Below are 16193 nucleotides of genomic sequence, written 5' to 3' on the forward strand. Positions count from 1 at the left end.
CATCTTCGGTATGTCGGCGGGGCATTGATCTTCGTGGCCGACTTCTTTCGGTGCGGTCGGCCGGTGAAGACACGTCAACTCGGTGCGTGGGCAGGCACCGCAGCCACAGGGGGTACGCCATGGCCGCAAGGCCTCTCGTCGCCAGGCAGCCGAACGAACGGTTGCAGGCGCTCATTCAGGAAGCGGGCTGCTCGAACGCCGGGCTGGCCCGCCGGGTCAACATGTGCGGCGCGGAGCACGGTCTCGATCTGCGTTACGACAAGACGTCCGTGGCGCGCTGGCTGCGTGGACAGCAGCCACGCGGACGGGCTCCGGCGATCATCGCCGAGGCGCTCGGCCGCAAGCTGGGCCGTACGGTCACGATCGACGAGATCGGCATGGCCAACGGCAAGAACCTCGCGTCCGGCGTCGGTCTCCAGTTCTCGCCGACGGTACTGGGGGCCATCGAGCAGGTCTGCGAGCTGTGGCGCAGCGACGTCGGCCGCAGGGACTTCCTCTCCGGCTCGTCCGTCGCCGCCTCCGCGCTCGTCGAGCCGAGCCGCGACTGGCTGATCTCCGCGCCGGACTCGCAGGTGGCGCGCTCGGCGGGCCCGCGCGTCGGGCTCTCGGACGTGGCGGCGGTCTGCGCGATGACCCAGGCGCTGGTCGATCTGGACCACCAGTACGGCAGCGGGCATGTACGCCCGGTCGTCGTGCACTACCTCAACAGCGTGGTCTCCGGGCTGCTCGCGGGTTCCTACCGGGAGGCGGTGGGGCGCGAACTGTTCGCCGCGGTCTCGCGGCTGACGGAACTCGCCGGCTATATGGCCATCGACACCGGCCAGCCGGGACTCGCCCAGCGGTACTACATCCAGGCGCTGCGGCTGGCGCAGGCGGCCGGGGACCGCGGGTACGGCGGATACGTGCTGGCCGCGTCGATGAGCCACCTGGCGGCCCAGCTCGGCAACCCGCGAGAGATCGCGCAGTTGGCGCGCGCGGCGCAGGAGGGAGCGCGCGGGCGGGTGACGCCCCGCGCGGAGTCGATGTTCCATGCCGCGGAGGCACGCGGGCACGCGCTGATGGGCGACGCGCGCGCCGCCCAGGTGGCGTCCGGGCGTGCCGTCACCGCTCTCGAGGCGGCCGACCCGGCCTCCGGGGACGACCCGACGTGGATCGCGCACTTCGACGAGGCCTATCTGGCCGACGAGTTGGCGCACTGCCACCGGGACCTGGGCCAGGCGGAGGCCGCCGCGCGGTGCGCGGAGGAGTCCCTCGCCGGGCACCCCGAGTCACGGGCCCGCCGCCGGGCGATCGGTTTCGTGCTGCTCGCCACGGCGCAGGTCCAGCAGCGCGAGGTGGAACAGGCCTGCCACACGGGCCTGCGCGCGGTGGAGTTGCTGGGCACCCTCCGCTCCAACCGGGGCGCTGAATACCTCGACGACTTTCAGCAGCGGCTGGAGCCGTACCGGGACGAGCCGGTGGTGCGGGAGTTCGGGGCGCGCATGGAGCTGCAGGCGGCCGCCTGAGCGTACGGGTGTGGGAGGGCGTGGAAGAAGGGCCGCACGCGCGGGCGTGAACATACGACCCGCGCGGGCATGAACGCCGGGGAAACAGGGGCGCCGGGTATGGGAGGAGGTATATACAGCGCACCGGGGGGCGGTTTTGTTACCCCGGTCACAGGGGGCGGAGGTCACGTCCTGTGCTGCGTGGCACCGGGTTGTCGGGACCCGGTAGCGTGAGCCGACGATTCCGAAGGTCCCCCATTAGTAGGAGTCCCGGTGACGCAGAGTGGACAGGGCGATGAGCCCTCGGCGCGGCCCGCGCGCGAAGGCATCGTGCTGCCCTCCGACGGCGGCGAGCCGCTGCTGCCGGGTACGACGGGCGACCGCACGACCCCGGCGGGCGGCCAGGCCTGGGGCCAGCCGTGGGGCCCCGAGCAGTCCGCCCCCGCCCCGCAGCCCGGCCAGGGCTGGGGAGCGCCGGTGAACGGAACCCAGACGTGGGAGGCCGCCGAGCCGCCTCGGCCCACCGCCCCCGCCCCGGACTGGGGCACCCCCGACGCCTCCCAGGGCTGGGCGGCGCAGCAGCAGCCGGGCACGGACGGCTATCAGCAGCAGAGCTTCGCGCCGCAGCCGGCGCCCGGCGCCGGTCCGCTGCCGCCCGAGGGCGCGCAGGCACCGTCGTACGGCGCGCAGGCACCGTCGTACGGCGCGCAGGGCGGTTTCACGCCGGAGGCGCAGGGTGCGCAGGCGGGCGCCGGATACGGCGGGTACGCGGCGCAGGGCCAGCAGGGTCAGCAAGCTGCGCGGCCCTCGCACCCCGGGAACGCTCTTCCGCAGGCGGCCGAGGCGTACGGCACCCCAGGGGCCTCGCCCTCCCTGCCGCCGGTCGCGCACCCGGCGCCGCTGCCGCCCGCCGCCGATGACGGCGCGACCCAGTACATTCCGCACATTCCGCCCACCCCCGGTGGAGGCGACGGGGCGACCCAGTTCATACGGCCCGTCCCCGCCGCGGCGGACGAGGGCGCCACCCAGTACATCCCGCCGGTGGGCCCGGGGGCACTGCCGCCCGAGGTGGCGGCCGACGCGACGCAGTTCCTCGGGCAGGCGCCGCAGGGCGGCCCCGGAGCCGGATCGCTGCCCGCTGCCGCCCACCCGGACGCCGAGGCGACGCAGTTCATCGCCCCCGTGCCCGCGCAGCCGGCCGGGGCGCCGTACGGGATACGCCCGGGCGCGCCGGAGGACCGGCAGCCCCCGGCGGAGTTCGACAGCCTGTTCCGCAGCGAGCCGGAGGGGCCCGCGTCGACGCAGCAGATGCCGCGCTTCGACCCGTCGGCGCAGGACCCGCACGGCGGCGCGCCAGCCGCGTACGGTGCTCAGGCTCCGTACGGGGCGCACGCCCCCGGCGCGCCGGGAGGCCGGGCCGCCGCACGGCGTGGCGGTGTGTCCGACCGCGACGGTGCCGGCGGACGCGGTGGCCGCAGCGGCTCGCGTGTCCCGCTGATCGCGGCCGTGGGCATCGGCATCGCCGTGCTCGGCATCGGCGCCGGTGCGCTGCTCAGCGGTGGCGGTGACTCCGACAGCAAGGGCGACGGCAGCAAGACCGTGTCGGCCACGGCCCCCGCCACGGGCGACTCGGCCTCGCCGGCCGCGGACCCGGTCAAGGCGCAGGCCGTCGAGCTGGACAAGCTCCTGGCGGACAGCAGCAGCAGCCGCGACTCGGTGATCAAGGCTGTGGCGGACGTGAAGACGTGCGACAACCTGGCCCAGGCGGCCAGTGATCTGCGCGACGCGGCCAAGCAGCGCGGCGAACTGGTCACCCGGCTCGCCGCCCTCTCCGTCGACAAGCTTCCCAACCATGCCGAGCTGACCACAGCGCTCACCAACGGCTGGAAGGCCTCCGCGTCGGCCGACAACCACTACGCGGCCTGGGCCGACCAGGTCGCCGGCAAGAAGGGCTGCAGGAAGGGCCACGCCCGCACCACCGCGCAGACCCAGGCCGGCAACCGGGCCAGCGGCACGGCGTCCACGGAGAAGGAGAAGGCCGCCAGGCTGTGGAACTCCCTCGCGTCCAAGTACGGACTGACGCAGCGGTCGCGGACCCAGCTCTGAGCCGTTGGCGGGCTCCTCGGGAAACCCCGAGGAGCCCGGCGGCCCTCAGCCCGCGTCCTCCAGAGTCTTCGACACATTGACGAACCCACGCCGTGCCGACACCAGCTGACCCTGGCGTACGGCCTGGAAGGTCACGTCGGCGTTGACGAGGCGCGGGAACTCGACGGCCGCCATCATGTCCTCGAAGCGCCAGCTGAGCGTCGGGGTGAGCCCGCCCGTGGTCACCTTGAGGCCGTCGTCGAGGGCGCGCCGGATCGCGTGCGCGGACACCTCTTGGTTGCCGAGCGACTCGATGGCCGCCTTCAGCACGGTGTACGCGATCCAGGTGGTCTGCACTCCGGCGTCGGCGGGGTCGATCCGGTTGTCGCCGAAGGCCTGCTCCTTGATCACCTTGCGCATCGCGTCCCAGCGCGGGTCGTTCGAGTTCGGGTACCAGCCGGTGACGTACGAGCCCTCGTACGGGCTCGACGTGCCGCCGGTGGCGTCGATCAGCGACTGGTCGACGCTGCCCAACACGGTGCCCGTGCGCACCCGCGGGTAGTCCTCGCGGTCGCGGCGGAAGGAGTCCATGAAGGTGTCGGTGCGGTCGCCGAGCGAGGGCACCACACAACCCTGCTTGAGCGGGTCGCTGGTCGCGCGCTCGAGCGCCTGCTGGGTCTGCCGCGAGTATTCGGTGGCGTCGTCGGCGGCCCGCTGGTCCGCGGCGGACGTATGGCCCTCCGACTTCAGGCCCGAGTTGAGCAGCCCGGGGAGCTCGTCGCCCGCCGTGGTGTCGGGGCGGATGAGCGCGACCGGGCCGCAGTTCTTGCCGAGCTGTTCGCCGAGGCCGGCCAGCAGCGCGGGCTCGCCCCCGTTGATGGGGTAGGAGAGAGGGCTGGTGAACTCGTCGTCGGTGACGCCGTAGCCGCCGATGTAGGGGATGCCGGCGCTTTCCAGCGGGGCGAGGAAGGTCCGGCCGTGCTGGCTGTAGGAGCCGACGACCGCGACGACGTTCTCGTCGACCGCGCGCTGGGCGCACTTCGCGGCGTCCACGAAGTCGTTGTGGTCGTTGCAGGTGAGGACCTTGAGCTTGTGGCCGTTGATGCCGCCGTGGGAGTTGACCCAGCGGGCGTACGCCTTCGCCATCGCGGGCATGCCGGGCTTGTTGGTCGCGGCCGTCTTCTCGGGCGCCCAGGTCATGACGGTGACGGGGTCGTCCCCGGAGCCCCCCGTGGCACCAGGGACGACCCCGCATCCGACGGCGATCGACGCACACGCTGCCAGCGCGCCCGCGGACAGCAACGTGGCTTTGACGGGCCGGGGGAGGACGGGTGAGCTGGTGCGTGTGCGACGCCTGCCGGTCATGGAGCCACACGATTCCGCCACATCGCGAACCCGGGAGTGACCCGTGGTCAACGGCAGGTGACGCAGAGGTGAATTACGGGGGCCCATGAACTGTTTTTCACAGGGAACGTACGATCGGTGACCGTGCAAGGTTCGGAGAACTCTTCCCGTCGCGGCCGTCGCTCCTCCACCATGGGCGGCATGCCACTCAACGACATGCCGTGGTGGCGCTGGCGCAGCAATGTGCGCTCCGCGCTGCACATGCTCTCCGACCCCGCCTTCCAACGTGACGTCTGGCTCGCCGGTGTCGACGGGTACGGGGACGTCACCGACGCCGTGTACCGCCTGGTCGAGGACACCTGGCTGGACAACTGGTCCGCAGAGAAATACGTCGGCACGATCTTCCGGGACTCCCAGGAGGCGGCCCTCGTCGACACCGCCGTGCTGCGCGTCCTGCGGATCATGCACCAGGTCGGGCCCGACGCACCCGTCTCCGCGTACCTGGACCACCACGCCTGGCCGGAGGCCGTCCGCGCCGCCCGCGACGCGCATGTACGTCTGGCGGCGAGCGACGGGGAGGAGCCCGACACCCCGCCGCGGACGCTCGAAGTGCTGCGGATCCTGACGCGGTCGGCGTAGCGGTTCTCGGGCGATCCCGGAGGCGTCCGCGTGGCGGGACACTCGTCCCCCCTGGGCGGCCCGTGTGGGACCCTGTCCTGCATGAATGAGCAGTCCGTCCGCGGGGCCGCACCCGCCGCCGAGCAGTACGTCCTGACCATCTCGTGCCCGGACAAGCCGGGCATCGTGCACGCCGTGTCGAGCTACCTGTTCATGACCGGCTGCAACATCGAGGACAGTCAGCAGTTCGGCGACCACGACACGGGACTGTTCTTCATGCGGGTCCACTTCTCGGCGGAGGCGCCGGTGACCGTGGAGAAGCTGCGCGCGAGTTTCGCGGCGATCGGTGACTCCTTCCACATGGACTGGCAGATCAACCGAGTCGAGGACAAGATGCGGATCGTCCTCCTGGTCAGCAAGTTCGGCCACTGTCTGAACGACCTGCTCTTCCGTGCGCGGATCGGCGCGCTGCCGGTCGAGATCGCCGCCGTGGTCTCCAACCACACGGACTTCGCCGAGCTCGTGGCTTCGTACGACATTCCCTTCCACCACATTCCGGTGACGAAGGAGACGAAGGCGGAGGCCGAGGCGCAGCTGTTGGAGCTGGTCCGCGGGGAGAACGTCGAACTCGTCGTCCTCGCCCGCTATATGCAGGTGCTGTCCGACGACCTGTGCAAGCAGCTCAGCGGGCGGATCATCAATATCCACCACTCCTTCCTGCCGAGCTTCAAGGGCGCGAAGCCCTATCACCAGGCGCACGCCCGGGGAGTGAAGCTCATCGGTGCCACCGCGCACTATGTGACGGCCGACCTCGACGAGGGGCCGATCATCGAGCAGGAGGTCGAGCGGGTCGGCCACGATGTGACTCCCGATCAGCTGGTCGCCATCGGGCGCGATGTGGAGTGCCAGGCCCTGGCGCGGGCGGTGAAGTGGCACGCGGAGCGCCGCATCCTGCTGAACGGGCGCCGCACGGTGGTGTTCGCGTAGCGATGGTCGCCCCCCCCCGGCTCCTTCTTGGGGGTGCGGGGAACTGCGCGATCTTTCAGGGGGGTCCGGGGGCCCAGCCCCAGGGACGGGACGGGTAGGGGCGGAGGGGGCGAAAACCACCCGACGGCCCCTACATCCGGCTCAGTGAGGCCGCCGCGAACAGGACCTCCCTGATCGCCTCCCGGTCCCCGTCCTGCCCGGCGGCCGCCTCCTCGGGCGACACATGGCCCGCCGCCAGCCGGCAGAACTCCACCCCGTCCAGAGCGACGTGAGCCACCTCGCGCTCGGCGGAGCCCACCGCGCCGGGCGAGTCGAGCGGGATCAGCCAGTCCCCGCCCCCGGATCCCTCGATCTCGAGCCGCAGGCTGCGCCCCGGCGCTCCCGCCGCCACAAGGTGCCGCCCCGACGCGGCGGAGAGCCCCGCCCGGCGGCGGGCGGCCAGCGACGTCGGCAGCATCCGCGCCGCGAGGTCGATCATCCGGTGGAGATGCCGCGGCGCAGGCGGCTCGTACGGATAGTCCACCGCGTCGGCGATGTCTCCCGCGTGCACCCAGCACTCGAAGGCCCGGTCCAGCATCGAGTCCCGCAGGGGCAGTTCGAAGCCGCCGTACGGCACGGTCAGGCGCCCGGAACCGCCGCCCGCGAACGACACCGTGCGCACCAGGTTGTGGCTCTGCTCCCGCCAGGGCCCGCGCACGGACCGGGTGGGCGGGAAGTGCGAGCCGCGCCAGAACGCCTCGGTGCGTCCCGCGGGGGTCGGGTCCTCGGAGGCCGGGCCGGTCGGGCCGAGCGGATCCTCCAGGCCCAGCGCGACGGCGACGAGACCGTCGACGCAGAGCAGATGCGCGATGACTCCCGCGACCGTCGTACGACGGCTCTTGGGCCTCGCGCCGTCGAACCAGCGCAGCCGCACGGGCGCATGCCACTCGGCACCGCCGATGTCCTGCAGCAGCGCGTCGAGCCGCGCGGTCTCCGCGTCGTACGGAGCCGCCCACTCGGGCACCGGAATCTTCGGCGGGCGCCGGTCGAGGCAGCCCTCCAGGACGCGGGTGCGCAGCGTCGGGTCGAGGTCGAGGCTCTCGGGCCGGTGCAGCAGCTCGACCGCCCCGCGCAGCCGCAGCGCCTCGTCCGCGCAGGAGCCGCAGTCCCCGAGGTGCTCCTCGACGGCCGCGGTCTCCTCCGCCGAGCAGGCGGCCAACGCCCAGGCGCCGAGCAGTGACTTCAGCACACGGTGTTCGAGGACGAGTACCGCCGGTTCGGGAGCGGCGGCCGGTTCGGGCAGCGGTCGCCCGGTGTCCTCGACGGAGGAACGCGGCAGCGGTATGCGCGGGGGCTGCTCCGGCTCCCCACCATTGCCGTGGGCGGACCCGCCGGGCCCTTCCGGTCCGCGGGGGCCCTGAGGTCCCTGAGGTCCCTGGGACCCTTCGCCCCCATCGGCCGAGCCCCTCTCCGGCTCTACGCCACTGCTCGCGGCGTCCGCCCGGCCCTCGTACGCAGCGCCCTCCTCGTATCCGCCCTCCTCGCACCCCTCATGCCCCGGGTCCTCATGCCCGTCGCGTTCGTCGCGCTCGTCGAACGCCTCGAACCGGTCCGCTCCTCCGTTCACCGCGCACCCCCGTATTCGGGCGGTGCGCCGGCGGGGCCGGTGTCCTGGGCGGTGGACAGGAGCTGGAGGCCGAGGCGGAGCCGACGGCGGGCCTCGTCCTCGGTGACGCCGAGGTCGGCGGCGGCCTGGCGGTAGTCACGGCGCTGGAAGTAGGCGAGCTCCAGGGCGGCGCGCAGTGGGGCGGGCATGGACGTGACGATGTAGTCCGCGCGGGCGGCCACGGACGCGCTGCGTACCTTCCGCTCCAGCTCCTCGGTGGTGCCGTGGCCGCCCCGGGCGAGCGCGGCGGTCTCGGTCGCGCGCAGCCGCTGGACGGCGAGGCGGTGGGTCAGCGTGGCGACCCAGGAACGCATCGGGCCCTGCTTGGGGTCGTACGCGTCGGGGTTCTCCCAGACGTGGGCGAACACCTCGCGGGTGATGCCGTCGGCTGCCCTTTCGTCTCCGAGCACGCGGTGGGCGAGGCCGTGGACGAGCGAAGCGAACCGGTCGTAGAACTCGCCGAGCGCGGCCGCCTCCCCGCGTGCGAGCCGCTGCTGCATCTTGCGGTCCCAGCGGGGCGGTGCGTCCTTCTTCGCCATGCGGCCCCCTCACCCCTGGTCGTGCCCGACGCCTGTCCCTGTGCTCGGCCTGTGTGGTGCTGTCCAGCCTGTGCGCACTGCTGTCTCGAATGTAGTCGGCACGTCTGACAGCGCACGCCCCTTTACGTCAATGCGCGCCCCCGGACAGGCCGTGGATGGTAAAAGCTCATCGTCTTCCCCATCGAATCCGATCGAATCAGACCGTAGGCGTCTGAAACAGTTCGCTCGCTACACAATTTCGACCGTGGACCGACGTTTCTTCGTTCGCGGACCGGTGTTTCATGGAACGACGGCGGGGCAGCCGCGCTGGAGGGAAGCGTAGGGACTGCTTCCGTTTCCGGTGGGTGAGGCGAGCGAGAGGCGTGGCGGTGACGCTCAAGGTGACCGACGGCGAAGAGGGCGAGTGGGCCGTGCTGCGGGTGTCGGGCGAGCTGGATCTCGTCACGTCCCCGGTGCTGCGCCAGCGGGTGCACGACGCGGTGGCCGACGGCCGCCGCAGTCTCGTGCTCGACCTGTCCGAGGTCCTTTTCTGCGATTCGAGCGGCGTCGGCGTGCTCATCGCCACCCGTCGCCTCATCCGCTCCTGCCAGGGCAGGCTGCGCCTGATCCTGCCCGCCCAGGGCGCGATCGACGGCTCCCACGTCAATCGTGTCCTCGCGGCCCTCGGCGTCCGTCGCCTCTTCGACGTGTACCCGGACGTCCCCACGGCCGTCGCCGACGAGTCGAGCCCCCTGTCGGCGTGACCCCTCCGGCACGCTCCGCGACACATCGCCACACAGTTGTCCCAGAATTCCCGCAGTCTTGGTACAACCGTCGTTTTCCCGCTCCCGCGATGGCCGTGGCGTCGTACGCTCCGTGCCAGATGAACCCCCAAGTCCGGCGGAGAGACCGGCGGAGATGTAAGGCGGTCCGAACACACCATGGTCAGCACCGAGTACGAGCGCAGGATTGCCGCCCGGTTCGCCGGCTTCGACCAGGACGGCAATGGCTACATCGACCGGGAGGACTTCAACGCCGCGACCAAGGCGGTCCTCGCCGAGTTCGGTACGACGGCACGGTCGGACAAGGGGCAGGCCCTGTATGTCGGCGCCGAGGCGTTCTGGCAGGGCATGGCGGGAATAGCGGACCGGGACGGCGACCAGCGGATCACCCGCGAGGAGTTCGTGAGCGGCGCGGTGAAGCGGCTGCGCGACAACCCCGAGCGGTTCGCCGAGATCGCCCGGCCCTTCCTGCACGCCGCCCTGGCCATCGCGGACACCGACGGGGACGGCGCGGCCACGGTCGAGGAGACCGAGCGCGTCCTGCGGGCCCTCGGTGTGCGCGACGACATCGCCGCCGTCGCGGCCGGCGCCCTCGACACGGACTCCGACGGCCGGATCGGCGAGGCGGAGATCGTGAGCGCGTTCGCCCGCTACTTCACGGTGCCGGAGTGAATCACGTACTTCACGGTGCCGAGTGAATCATTTACTTCACGGTGCTGGAGTGAATCACTGCGAATAACGCTCCCTGAGCCGGTACTTGAGTACCTTGCGCAGGGTCTCGTTCCGCGGAAGGGCGTCCACCACCTCCAGCCGCTCCGGCAGCTTGTGCACGGACAGCCCTTCCGCGCGCAGATACGACGTGATCGCCGCCAGGGTCAACTCATCGGCTCCCGGCGGCTGTTCGACCACCGCGCAGACCCGCTCCCCGCGCTCTGCGTCGGGCAGCCCGATCACGGCCACGTCCCCGACGTCCGGGTGCCGGTGCAGCAGGTCTTCGATCTCCTTGGCCGAGATGTTCTCGCCCTTGCGGATGATGATGTCCTTCGAGCGGCCGGTGAGGACGAGGTGCCCGCTCTCCGTCAGATGCCCGACGTCCCCGGTGATCAGGAACCCGTCCGCGTCGAAGGCCTCCGCCGTCTGCGCCGGATCCAGGTATCCCTGGCAGACGGCCTCCCCGCGCAGCCGTACATCGCCGTCGACGCCGTACGGCCGTGACGCCCCGTCCCCGTCCACGATCCGTATCCTCATGCCCTCGGGGGGCCTGCCCTCCGTCGTCGCCAGGTTCTCGACCGTGTCGTCCGGCGACCCCATCGTGATCATCGGGACCTCGGTCATCCCGTATCCGTGGGTGAGCTGCACGCCCATCTCCCGTACGACGCAGTGGTAGACCTCCGGCGGCTTCGGCGCCCCACCGCCCGCCAGGAGTCGCAGAGTCGGTATGACGGGCTCTCCCGGCTGCTTGCGCTGTTCGGTGAGGAACATCGAGTAGAAGGCCGTCGAGCCGCCCGCCACCGTCACGCCGTGCTTGCGATAGCCCTCCAGGGCGGCGGGCAGCGCGAAGTGCTCGAACATCACCGCCGGGAAGCCGTACAGCAGCAGCATCACCGTGTAGTCGGGCCCGGCGATGTGCGCGTACGGGAAGGCCATCGAGCCCACGTCGTCGGCCGTCAGGCGCAGCGCGTGCGCCAGGCACGAGCCGCCCGCGATCAGTGAACGGTCCGTGTGCAGCACGCCCTTGGGGTCGGAGGTGGTGCCCGAGGTCCAGTAGATCCAGCGGACGGAAGTGCCGTCGGCGGGGGGAGCGGGGAGCACGGCGGGGTCGCCGTCCGGCAGCGTGTCGTATGCCTCGAAGACACCCTTCGCGCCGAGCCGTCGCGCCATCGCCGTGTGGTCGAAGCCGCGCCACTCGCCCGGTACGGCGAAGTACTCCGCCTTGGACTCCCGCAGCGCGAAGCCGACCTCGCGGTCGCGGTAGAAGGGGATCACCGGGGACTGCACGGCGCCGAGACGGGCCAGCGCGAAGGACAGCAGCGCGGTCTCGATCCGGGTGGGCAGCTGCCAGGCGACCACGGTGCCGGGGCGTACGCCCATGTCGTACAGGCCCGCCGCGACCCGTTCGGCACGGCCGCGCAGTTCGCCGAAGCTCAGGGAGCGGTCGTCCTGGAGGAGGACGGGCCGGTCGGGGGTGAGGTCGGCGCGGCGTGCGACCAGTTCCCAGAGCGTACGTGCGGAACTCAGGGCGTGTGCGGTGTCGTTCACTTCGACCCCCTATAGCTGACGGTCAGTCAGATCGTGGGCAGAGCGTAGGGCTCGCCGCCTTGTCGGTCCATAGGCGCGGGGCTAGCCTGCTTGTGCAGAAGAATCTGACGGGTCATCAGAAACGTACGCCAGGCGGAGGGGAACCATGACCGAACTGCCCCGCATCATCAGCGTCGACGACCATGTGATCGAGCCCGCGCACCTCTTCGAGACCTGGCTGCCGCAGAAGTACCGCGAGCGCGGGCCGCAGCCTCTCACCGCCGGCATCGGAGAACTCGCCTACGTCGGCGGCAAGTACCAGATCACGATGGATCCGCAGGGGCCGCCGACCGACTGGTGGATCTACGAGGACCTCAAGTTCCCGTACAAGCGCAACATCGCCGCCGTCGGCTTCGACCGCGACGAGATGACCCTGGAGGGCATCACGCGCGCGGAGATGCGACGCGGCTGCTGGGACCCCGTCGAGCGCCTCAAGGACATGGACCTCAACCATGTCGAGGCCAGCCTCTGCTTCCCCACCTTTCCGCGCTTCTGTGGGCAGACGTTCGCCGAGGCGCATGACAAGGAAGTGGCCCTGGCCTGCGTGCGCGCGTACAACGACTGGATGGTCGAAGAGTGGTGCGGCGACAGCGGCGGCCGGCTGATCCCGCTGTGCCTGATCCCGCTGTGGGACATCGACCTCGCGGTCGCCGAGATCCGGCGCAACGCGGCCCGTGGCGTGAAGGCCGTGACCTTCTCGGAGATCCCCACCCATCTGGGGCTGCCCTCCATCCACTCCGGCTACTGGGACCCCTTCTTCGCGATCTGCCAGGAGACGGGCACGGTCGTGAACATGCACATCGGCAGCAGCAGCCAGATGCCCGCCGCCTCCCCGGACGCGCCCCCCGCCGTCCAGGCGTCGCTGTCCTTCAACAACGCGATGGCCTCGATGATGGACTTCCTGTTCAGCGGCGTCCTCGTGAAGTTCCCGCGCCTCAAGCTCGCCTACTCCGAAGGGCAGATGGGCTGGATCCCGTACGCCCTGGAGCGCGCCGACGACGTCTGGCAGGAGCACCGCGCTTGGGGCGGGGTCCGCGACCTGATCCCCGAGCCCCCGTCCACGTACTACTACCGGCAGATCTTCTGCTGTTTCTTCCGCGACAAGCACGGCGTCGCGTCCCTGGACGTGGTGGGGCGCGACAACGCGACCTTCGAGACCGACTACCCGCACGTGGACTCGACGTTCCCGAACACCAAGGAGGTCGCCCTCGACCATGTGAAGGGCCTCGACGACGAGACCGTCCACAAGCTGATGCGCGGCAACGCGATCCGGATGCTGGAACTGGACCTCTAGTGGACAGGGGCCTCTAGTGGACCTGGCGTACACCCCGGAGGAGGAGGAGTTCCGCGCGCGGCTGCGCGAGTGGCTCGCCGAGGTGCTCCCGTCACTGCCCCCGAAGCCGTCCCCCGACGACTGGCCGGGCAGACGGGCCTACGACCTCGGCTGGCAGCGGATGCTGTACGACGCCGGGTACGCGGGCCTGCACTGGCCCGTCGACGCGGGCGGCCGGGGCGCCACCCCGACGCAGCACCTCATCTACCTGGAGGAGACGGAAAAGGCGGGCGCGCCCTACGTAGGGGCCAATTTCGTCGGGCTGCTGCACGCCGGGCCGACCATCGCCTCCGAGGGCAGTGCCCAACAGCGGGCGCGCTGGCTGCCGCCCGTGCTGCGCGGCGAAGAGGTCTGGTGCCAGGGCTTCAGCGAGCCGGATGCCGGCTCGGACCTCGCGGCGCTGCGCACGCGCGCGTGGCGGGACGGCGACGACTACGTGGTGAGTGGGTCCAAGATCTGGACTTCCCACGCGGAGGTCGCGGACTGGTGCGAGCTGCTGGTCCGCACCGACGCCACCGCCCCCAAGCACCGCGGCATCTCCTGGCTCGCCATGCCCATGGACGCGCCCGGGATCACCGTCCGGCCGCTGCGGACGCTCGCGGGCTCCACCGAGTTCGCCGAGCTCTTCCTCGACGAGGTGCGCATCCCGGTCGCCAACCGCGTCGGTGCCGAGAACGACGGCTGGCGGGTGACCATGGTGACGCTGTCGTACGAGCGCGGTACCGCCTTCGTCGGCGAGGTCGTCGCCTGCCGGCGCGTGCTGGGCGAACTCGCCCGCGAGGCTCGCAAGAACGGCCGCTGGGACGATCCCGCGCTGCGCCGCCGGCTCGGCCGGCTGAACGCAGAGTTCCGCGCGCTGTGGCGGCTCACCCAGTGGAACGTCAGCGAGTCGCAGAAGGCCGGGGGAGTGCCCGGAGTCGGCGGCTCGGTCTTCAAGCTGCGGTTCTCGCACACGCGCCAGGAGCTGTACGACGCCGCCGCCGAGGTCCTCGGCCCCGAGGCGCTCGACCTCGGGCGGGAGTGGACCCTGGACCGGCTCTCGTCACTGTCGTACACCATCGCGGCCGGCACCTCGCAGATCCAGCAGAACATCGTGGCCGAGCGGATCCTGGGCCTTCCCAAGGGGCGGTGAGCTCTCCGAAGTGGACTTCCAACTCACGGATGATCAGCGGGCTTTGAAGGCGGGTGTGCGGGAGCTGCTGAGCGCGCGCTTCGGCCGGGAGCGGCTGCGGGCCGCCGCGGACGGCGGGCCGCCGGGCCTTGACCGGGTGCTGTGGCGCGAACTCGGGGAGGCGGGGCTCTTCGCGCTGCGGCTGCCGGAGGCGGACGGCGGGGTCGGACTCGGACTGCCGGAAGCCGTGTTGGCCTTCGAGGAGGCGGGGCGGGTGCTGCTGCCCGGCCCGCTGATCGCGACGCACCTCGCGGCGGGCGCGGTGGACGGGGCGGCCACGGGCGAGACCGTGGTGGCCGCCGTCGACGGGGGGCTCGTGGAGTGGCTGGCCGAGGCCGATGTCGTACGAGGGGACACGACCGGCGCCGAGCCGCTGCGGTCGGTGGATCCGCTGACGCCGCTGCACCGGGTGCCTGCGTCCGGCGTATCCAGGGGGGCTGACCCCGACGCGGTGCTCCTCACCTCGCTCCTCACCGCCGCCGAACAGCTCGGCGGCGCCGCCCGTACCTGCGAGCTGGCCGTGCAACACGCCCGGACGCGGGAGCAGTTCGGGCAGCCGATCGGGGCCTTCCAGGCGGTGAAGCACCTGTGCGCGCAGATGCTGGTGCGGGTGGAGGTGGCGCGCGCCGCCGTCTACGCGGCCGCCGTGACCGCCGACCCGATGGATGTCGCCGCGGCCCGGCTGCTCGCCGACGAGGCCGCCGTGCGTGGCGCTCGCGACTGCCTCCAGGTGCACGGCGGCATGGGCTTCACCTGGGAGTCCGATGTCCATCTGTACCTGAAGAGGGCGTGGACGCGGACGCACCGTGCGGGTGGAGTCACAGAGAGTGAGGACGTATTGGCGGACGATCTCTTGGCCGGAGCGGGCTGAGGGGCTCTGTGCAGGCACGTCGCGAGAAGGGCTCACATGAATGTCGCGGATCGTGGCATACCGGAATTACAGAGCGTTGATATCGGGTTGTGTCCTAGGCGTGACTTGTCACGGCCTGGAGTCGGCGCCGGGCTCCGGTACCTTGTGTGGGATGCGAGTGGTTCTGAGGCTGAGCCATCCCGGTGTTGCCCCTGAGGCCGCGCCGGACCCGGCGATGCATGCCGCTCGCACGGCAGGGCGGACCCCCGCACCTGCCTGTTCGACTCCCCGTGGCGAGCGTCGCACAGTATGCCGCACGCGTACTCCTTCGCGCTGGAATATGCCCGAAGCGCTTGTTGGGGTGACTGTACGTCAACCATGCTGTCTCGCAAGGGAATCACTTTCCGTGATCCTTGTTCTGGCCATGCAGAAAATGGCTACGATCGTGGCCCTTGTGAGGCGCGAGGCGATGTGTCCGCCGGTTCGGATGGTGTGAGCGGTGCAGGTGCTTCAAGTGCAGCTGGAGATCCGGCCCGACCCCGCAGAGGTGGGGCGAGCCCGGAGGTGGGCCCGATCCAGGCTCGCCGGGTCCGGGATAGGGGCCGATGAACCGCTCGCCGAGACGCTGATCCTGCTCGTCTCCGAACTCGTCACCAACGCCGTGGTGCACACCGGCTGTCCGGCCGTGCTGCGGCTGTCCCTGCCGGGCGGGGCGGAGGCCGCCACCGTCCGCCTGGAGGTGGCCGACTCCAGCGCCCGGCCTCCGTGCCCTCGCCACGCCGAGGGCGACGAGACCAACGGCCGTGGCCTGGAGCTCGTCGATGGCCTCGCGGACCGCTGGGGCTGGAACACCGAGGGTGCCGGCAAGCGCATCTGGTGCGAGGTGGACCGCTGCGCGCCGGGAGCTTCTGCGGGGGCCGCGTATCCGGCGTATGAGGACTTTGCGTACGAGGCGGTCTAGGCCGCAGACTCTGCGGCCGGGCGCACGGGTTCGTGCATGTATGCACGAACCCCGTGTACAGAACCTCGATTGTGGCTGAATGCGCCGGGGAGTGCTTCTGTACGCGCTGTCACAAAG

Annotated in this window: 14 protein-coding genes; 10 read left to right on the plus strand and 4 right to left on the minus strand. The window is 71.3% G+C overall.

The annotated features are described in order from the left end of the window. The first annotated feature begins 119 nt into the window (after positions 1–119). Both ACIBK0_RS32740 and ACIBK0_RS32745 read left to right on the plus strand, forming a co-directional pair. Positions 120–1505 (plus strand): transcriptional regulator, encoded by a 1386-nt coding sequence (locus ACIBK0_RS32740; protein WP_399087864.1) that lies wholly within the window; start codon positions 120–122, stop codon positions 1503–1505. 252 nt (positions 1506–1757) lie between these two features. Continuing rightward, complete coding sequence (locus ACIBK0_RS32745; RefSeq protein WP_399087866.1) at positions 1758–3590, plus strand: hypothetical protein; 1833 nt, start codon at positions 1758–1760, stop codon at positions 3588–3590. Between the two features lie 45 nt (positions 3591–3635). Here ACIBK0_RS32745 and ACIBK0_RS32750 read toward each other — a convergent pair whose 3' ends face one another. Then, positions 3636–4934, minus strand: coding sequence for an ABC transporter substrate-binding protein (locus ACIBK0_RS32750; protein ID WP_399087868.1), 1299 nt, complete (start codon positions 4932–4934; stop codon positions 3636–3638). Positions 4935–5051: 117 nt separating this feature from the next. On the opposite strand from ACIBK0_RS32750, the gene ACIBK0_RS32755 reads away from it, so the two are divergent. Further along, positions 5052–5552 carry a hypothetical protein gene (locus ACIBK0_RS32755; RefSeq protein ID WP_399087870.1) on the plus strand — a complete coding sequence of 167 codons (501 nt, stop codon included), beginning with the start codon at positions 5052–5054 and terminating at the stop codon, positions 5550–5552. A gap of 81 nt (positions 5553–5633) precedes the next feature. Next, the gene (gene purU, locus ACIBK0_RS32760; RefSeq protein ID WP_399087872.1) at positions 5634–6518 is read left to right on the plus strand and encodes a formyltetrahydrofolate deformylase; all 885 of its coding nucleotides are present in this window, start codon (positions 5634–5636) and stop codon (positions 6516–6518) included. Positions 6519–6648: 130 nt separating this feature from the next. On the opposite strand, the gene ACIBK0_RS32765 is transcribed toward purU, so the two are convergent. After that, positions 6649–8124 carry a maleylpyruvate isomerase N-terminal domain-containing protein gene (locus ACIBK0_RS32765; RefSeq protein WP_399087874.1) on the minus strand — a complete coding sequence of 492 codons (1476 nt, stop codon included), beginning with the start codon at positions 8122–8124 and terminating at the stop codon, positions 6649–6651. Further along, positions 8121–8702, minus strand: coding sequence for a sigma-70 family RNA polymerase sigma factor (locus tag ACIBK0_RS32770; RefSeq protein WP_399087876.1), 582 nt, complete (start codon positions 8700–8702; stop codon positions 8121–8123). The genes ACIBK0_RS32765 and ACIBK0_RS32770 overlap by 4 nt, the downstream gene beginning before the upstream one ends. 362 nt (positions 8703–9064) lie before the next feature. Between ACIBK0_RS32770 and ACIBK0_RS32775 the strand changes: the two genes are divergently transcribed. Further along, on the plus strand, positions 9065–9445 hold the full coding sequence (locus ACIBK0_RS32775) for an STAS domain-containing protein (protein WP_399087878.1): 381 nt from the start codon (positions 9065–9067) through the stop codon (positions 9443–9445). Between the two features lie 177 nt (positions 9446–9622). Next, a complete protein-coding gene (locus ACIBK0_RS32780) occupies positions 9623–10135 on the plus strand; it encodes an EF-hand domain-containing protein (RefSeq protein WP_399087880.1) in 513 nt (170 codons plus the stop codon). Between the two features lie 54 nt (positions 10136–10189). On the opposite strand, the gene ACIBK0_RS32785 is transcribed toward ACIBK0_RS32780, so the two are convergent. Next, positions 10190–11722, minus strand: a complete 1533-nt coding sequence (locus ACIBK0_RS32785; protein WP_399087882.1) for an AMP-binding protein — start codon at positions 11720–11722, stop codon at positions 10190–10192. Positions 11723–11867: 145 nt separating this feature from the next. On the opposite strand from ACIBK0_RS32785, the gene ACIBK0_RS32790 reads away from it, so the two are divergent. The 4 genes from ACIBK0_RS32790 to ACIBK0_RS32805 all read left to right on the plus strand — a co-directional run bounded on the left by ACIBK0_RS32790 (position 11868) and on the right by ACIBK0_RS32805 (position 16076). Further along, entirely contained in the window at positions 11868–13055 is a 1188-nt protein-coding gene (locus tag ACIBK0_RS32790; RefSeq protein ID WP_399087884.1) for an amidohydrolase family protein, read from the plus strand. Positions 13056–13071: 16 nt separating this feature from the next. After that, a complete protein-coding gene (locus ACIBK0_RS32795) occupies positions 13072–14226 on the plus strand; it encodes an acyl-CoA dehydrogenase family protein (protein WP_399087886.1) in 1155 nt (384 codons plus the stop codon). A gap of 10 nt (positions 14227–14236) precedes the next feature. Next, positions 14237–15136, plus strand: a complete 900-nt coding sequence (locus ACIBK0_RS32800) for an acyl-CoA dehydrogenase family protein (protein WP_399087888.1) — start codon at positions 14237–14239, stop codon at positions 15134–15136. Between the two features lie 478 nt (positions 15137–15614). Then, complete coding sequence (locus tag ACIBK0_RS32805; protein ID WP_399087890.1) at positions 15615–16076, plus strand: ATP-binding protein; 462 nt, start codon at positions 15615–15617, stop codon at positions 16074–16076. Positions 16077–16193 lie beyond the last annotated feature (117 nt).

Origin of the sequence: Streptomyces sp. NPDC050564 (assembly GCF_044457265.1) — a bacterium.
Lineage (GTDB): Bacteria > Actinomycetota > Actinomycetes > Streptomycetales > Streptomycetaceae > Streptomyces.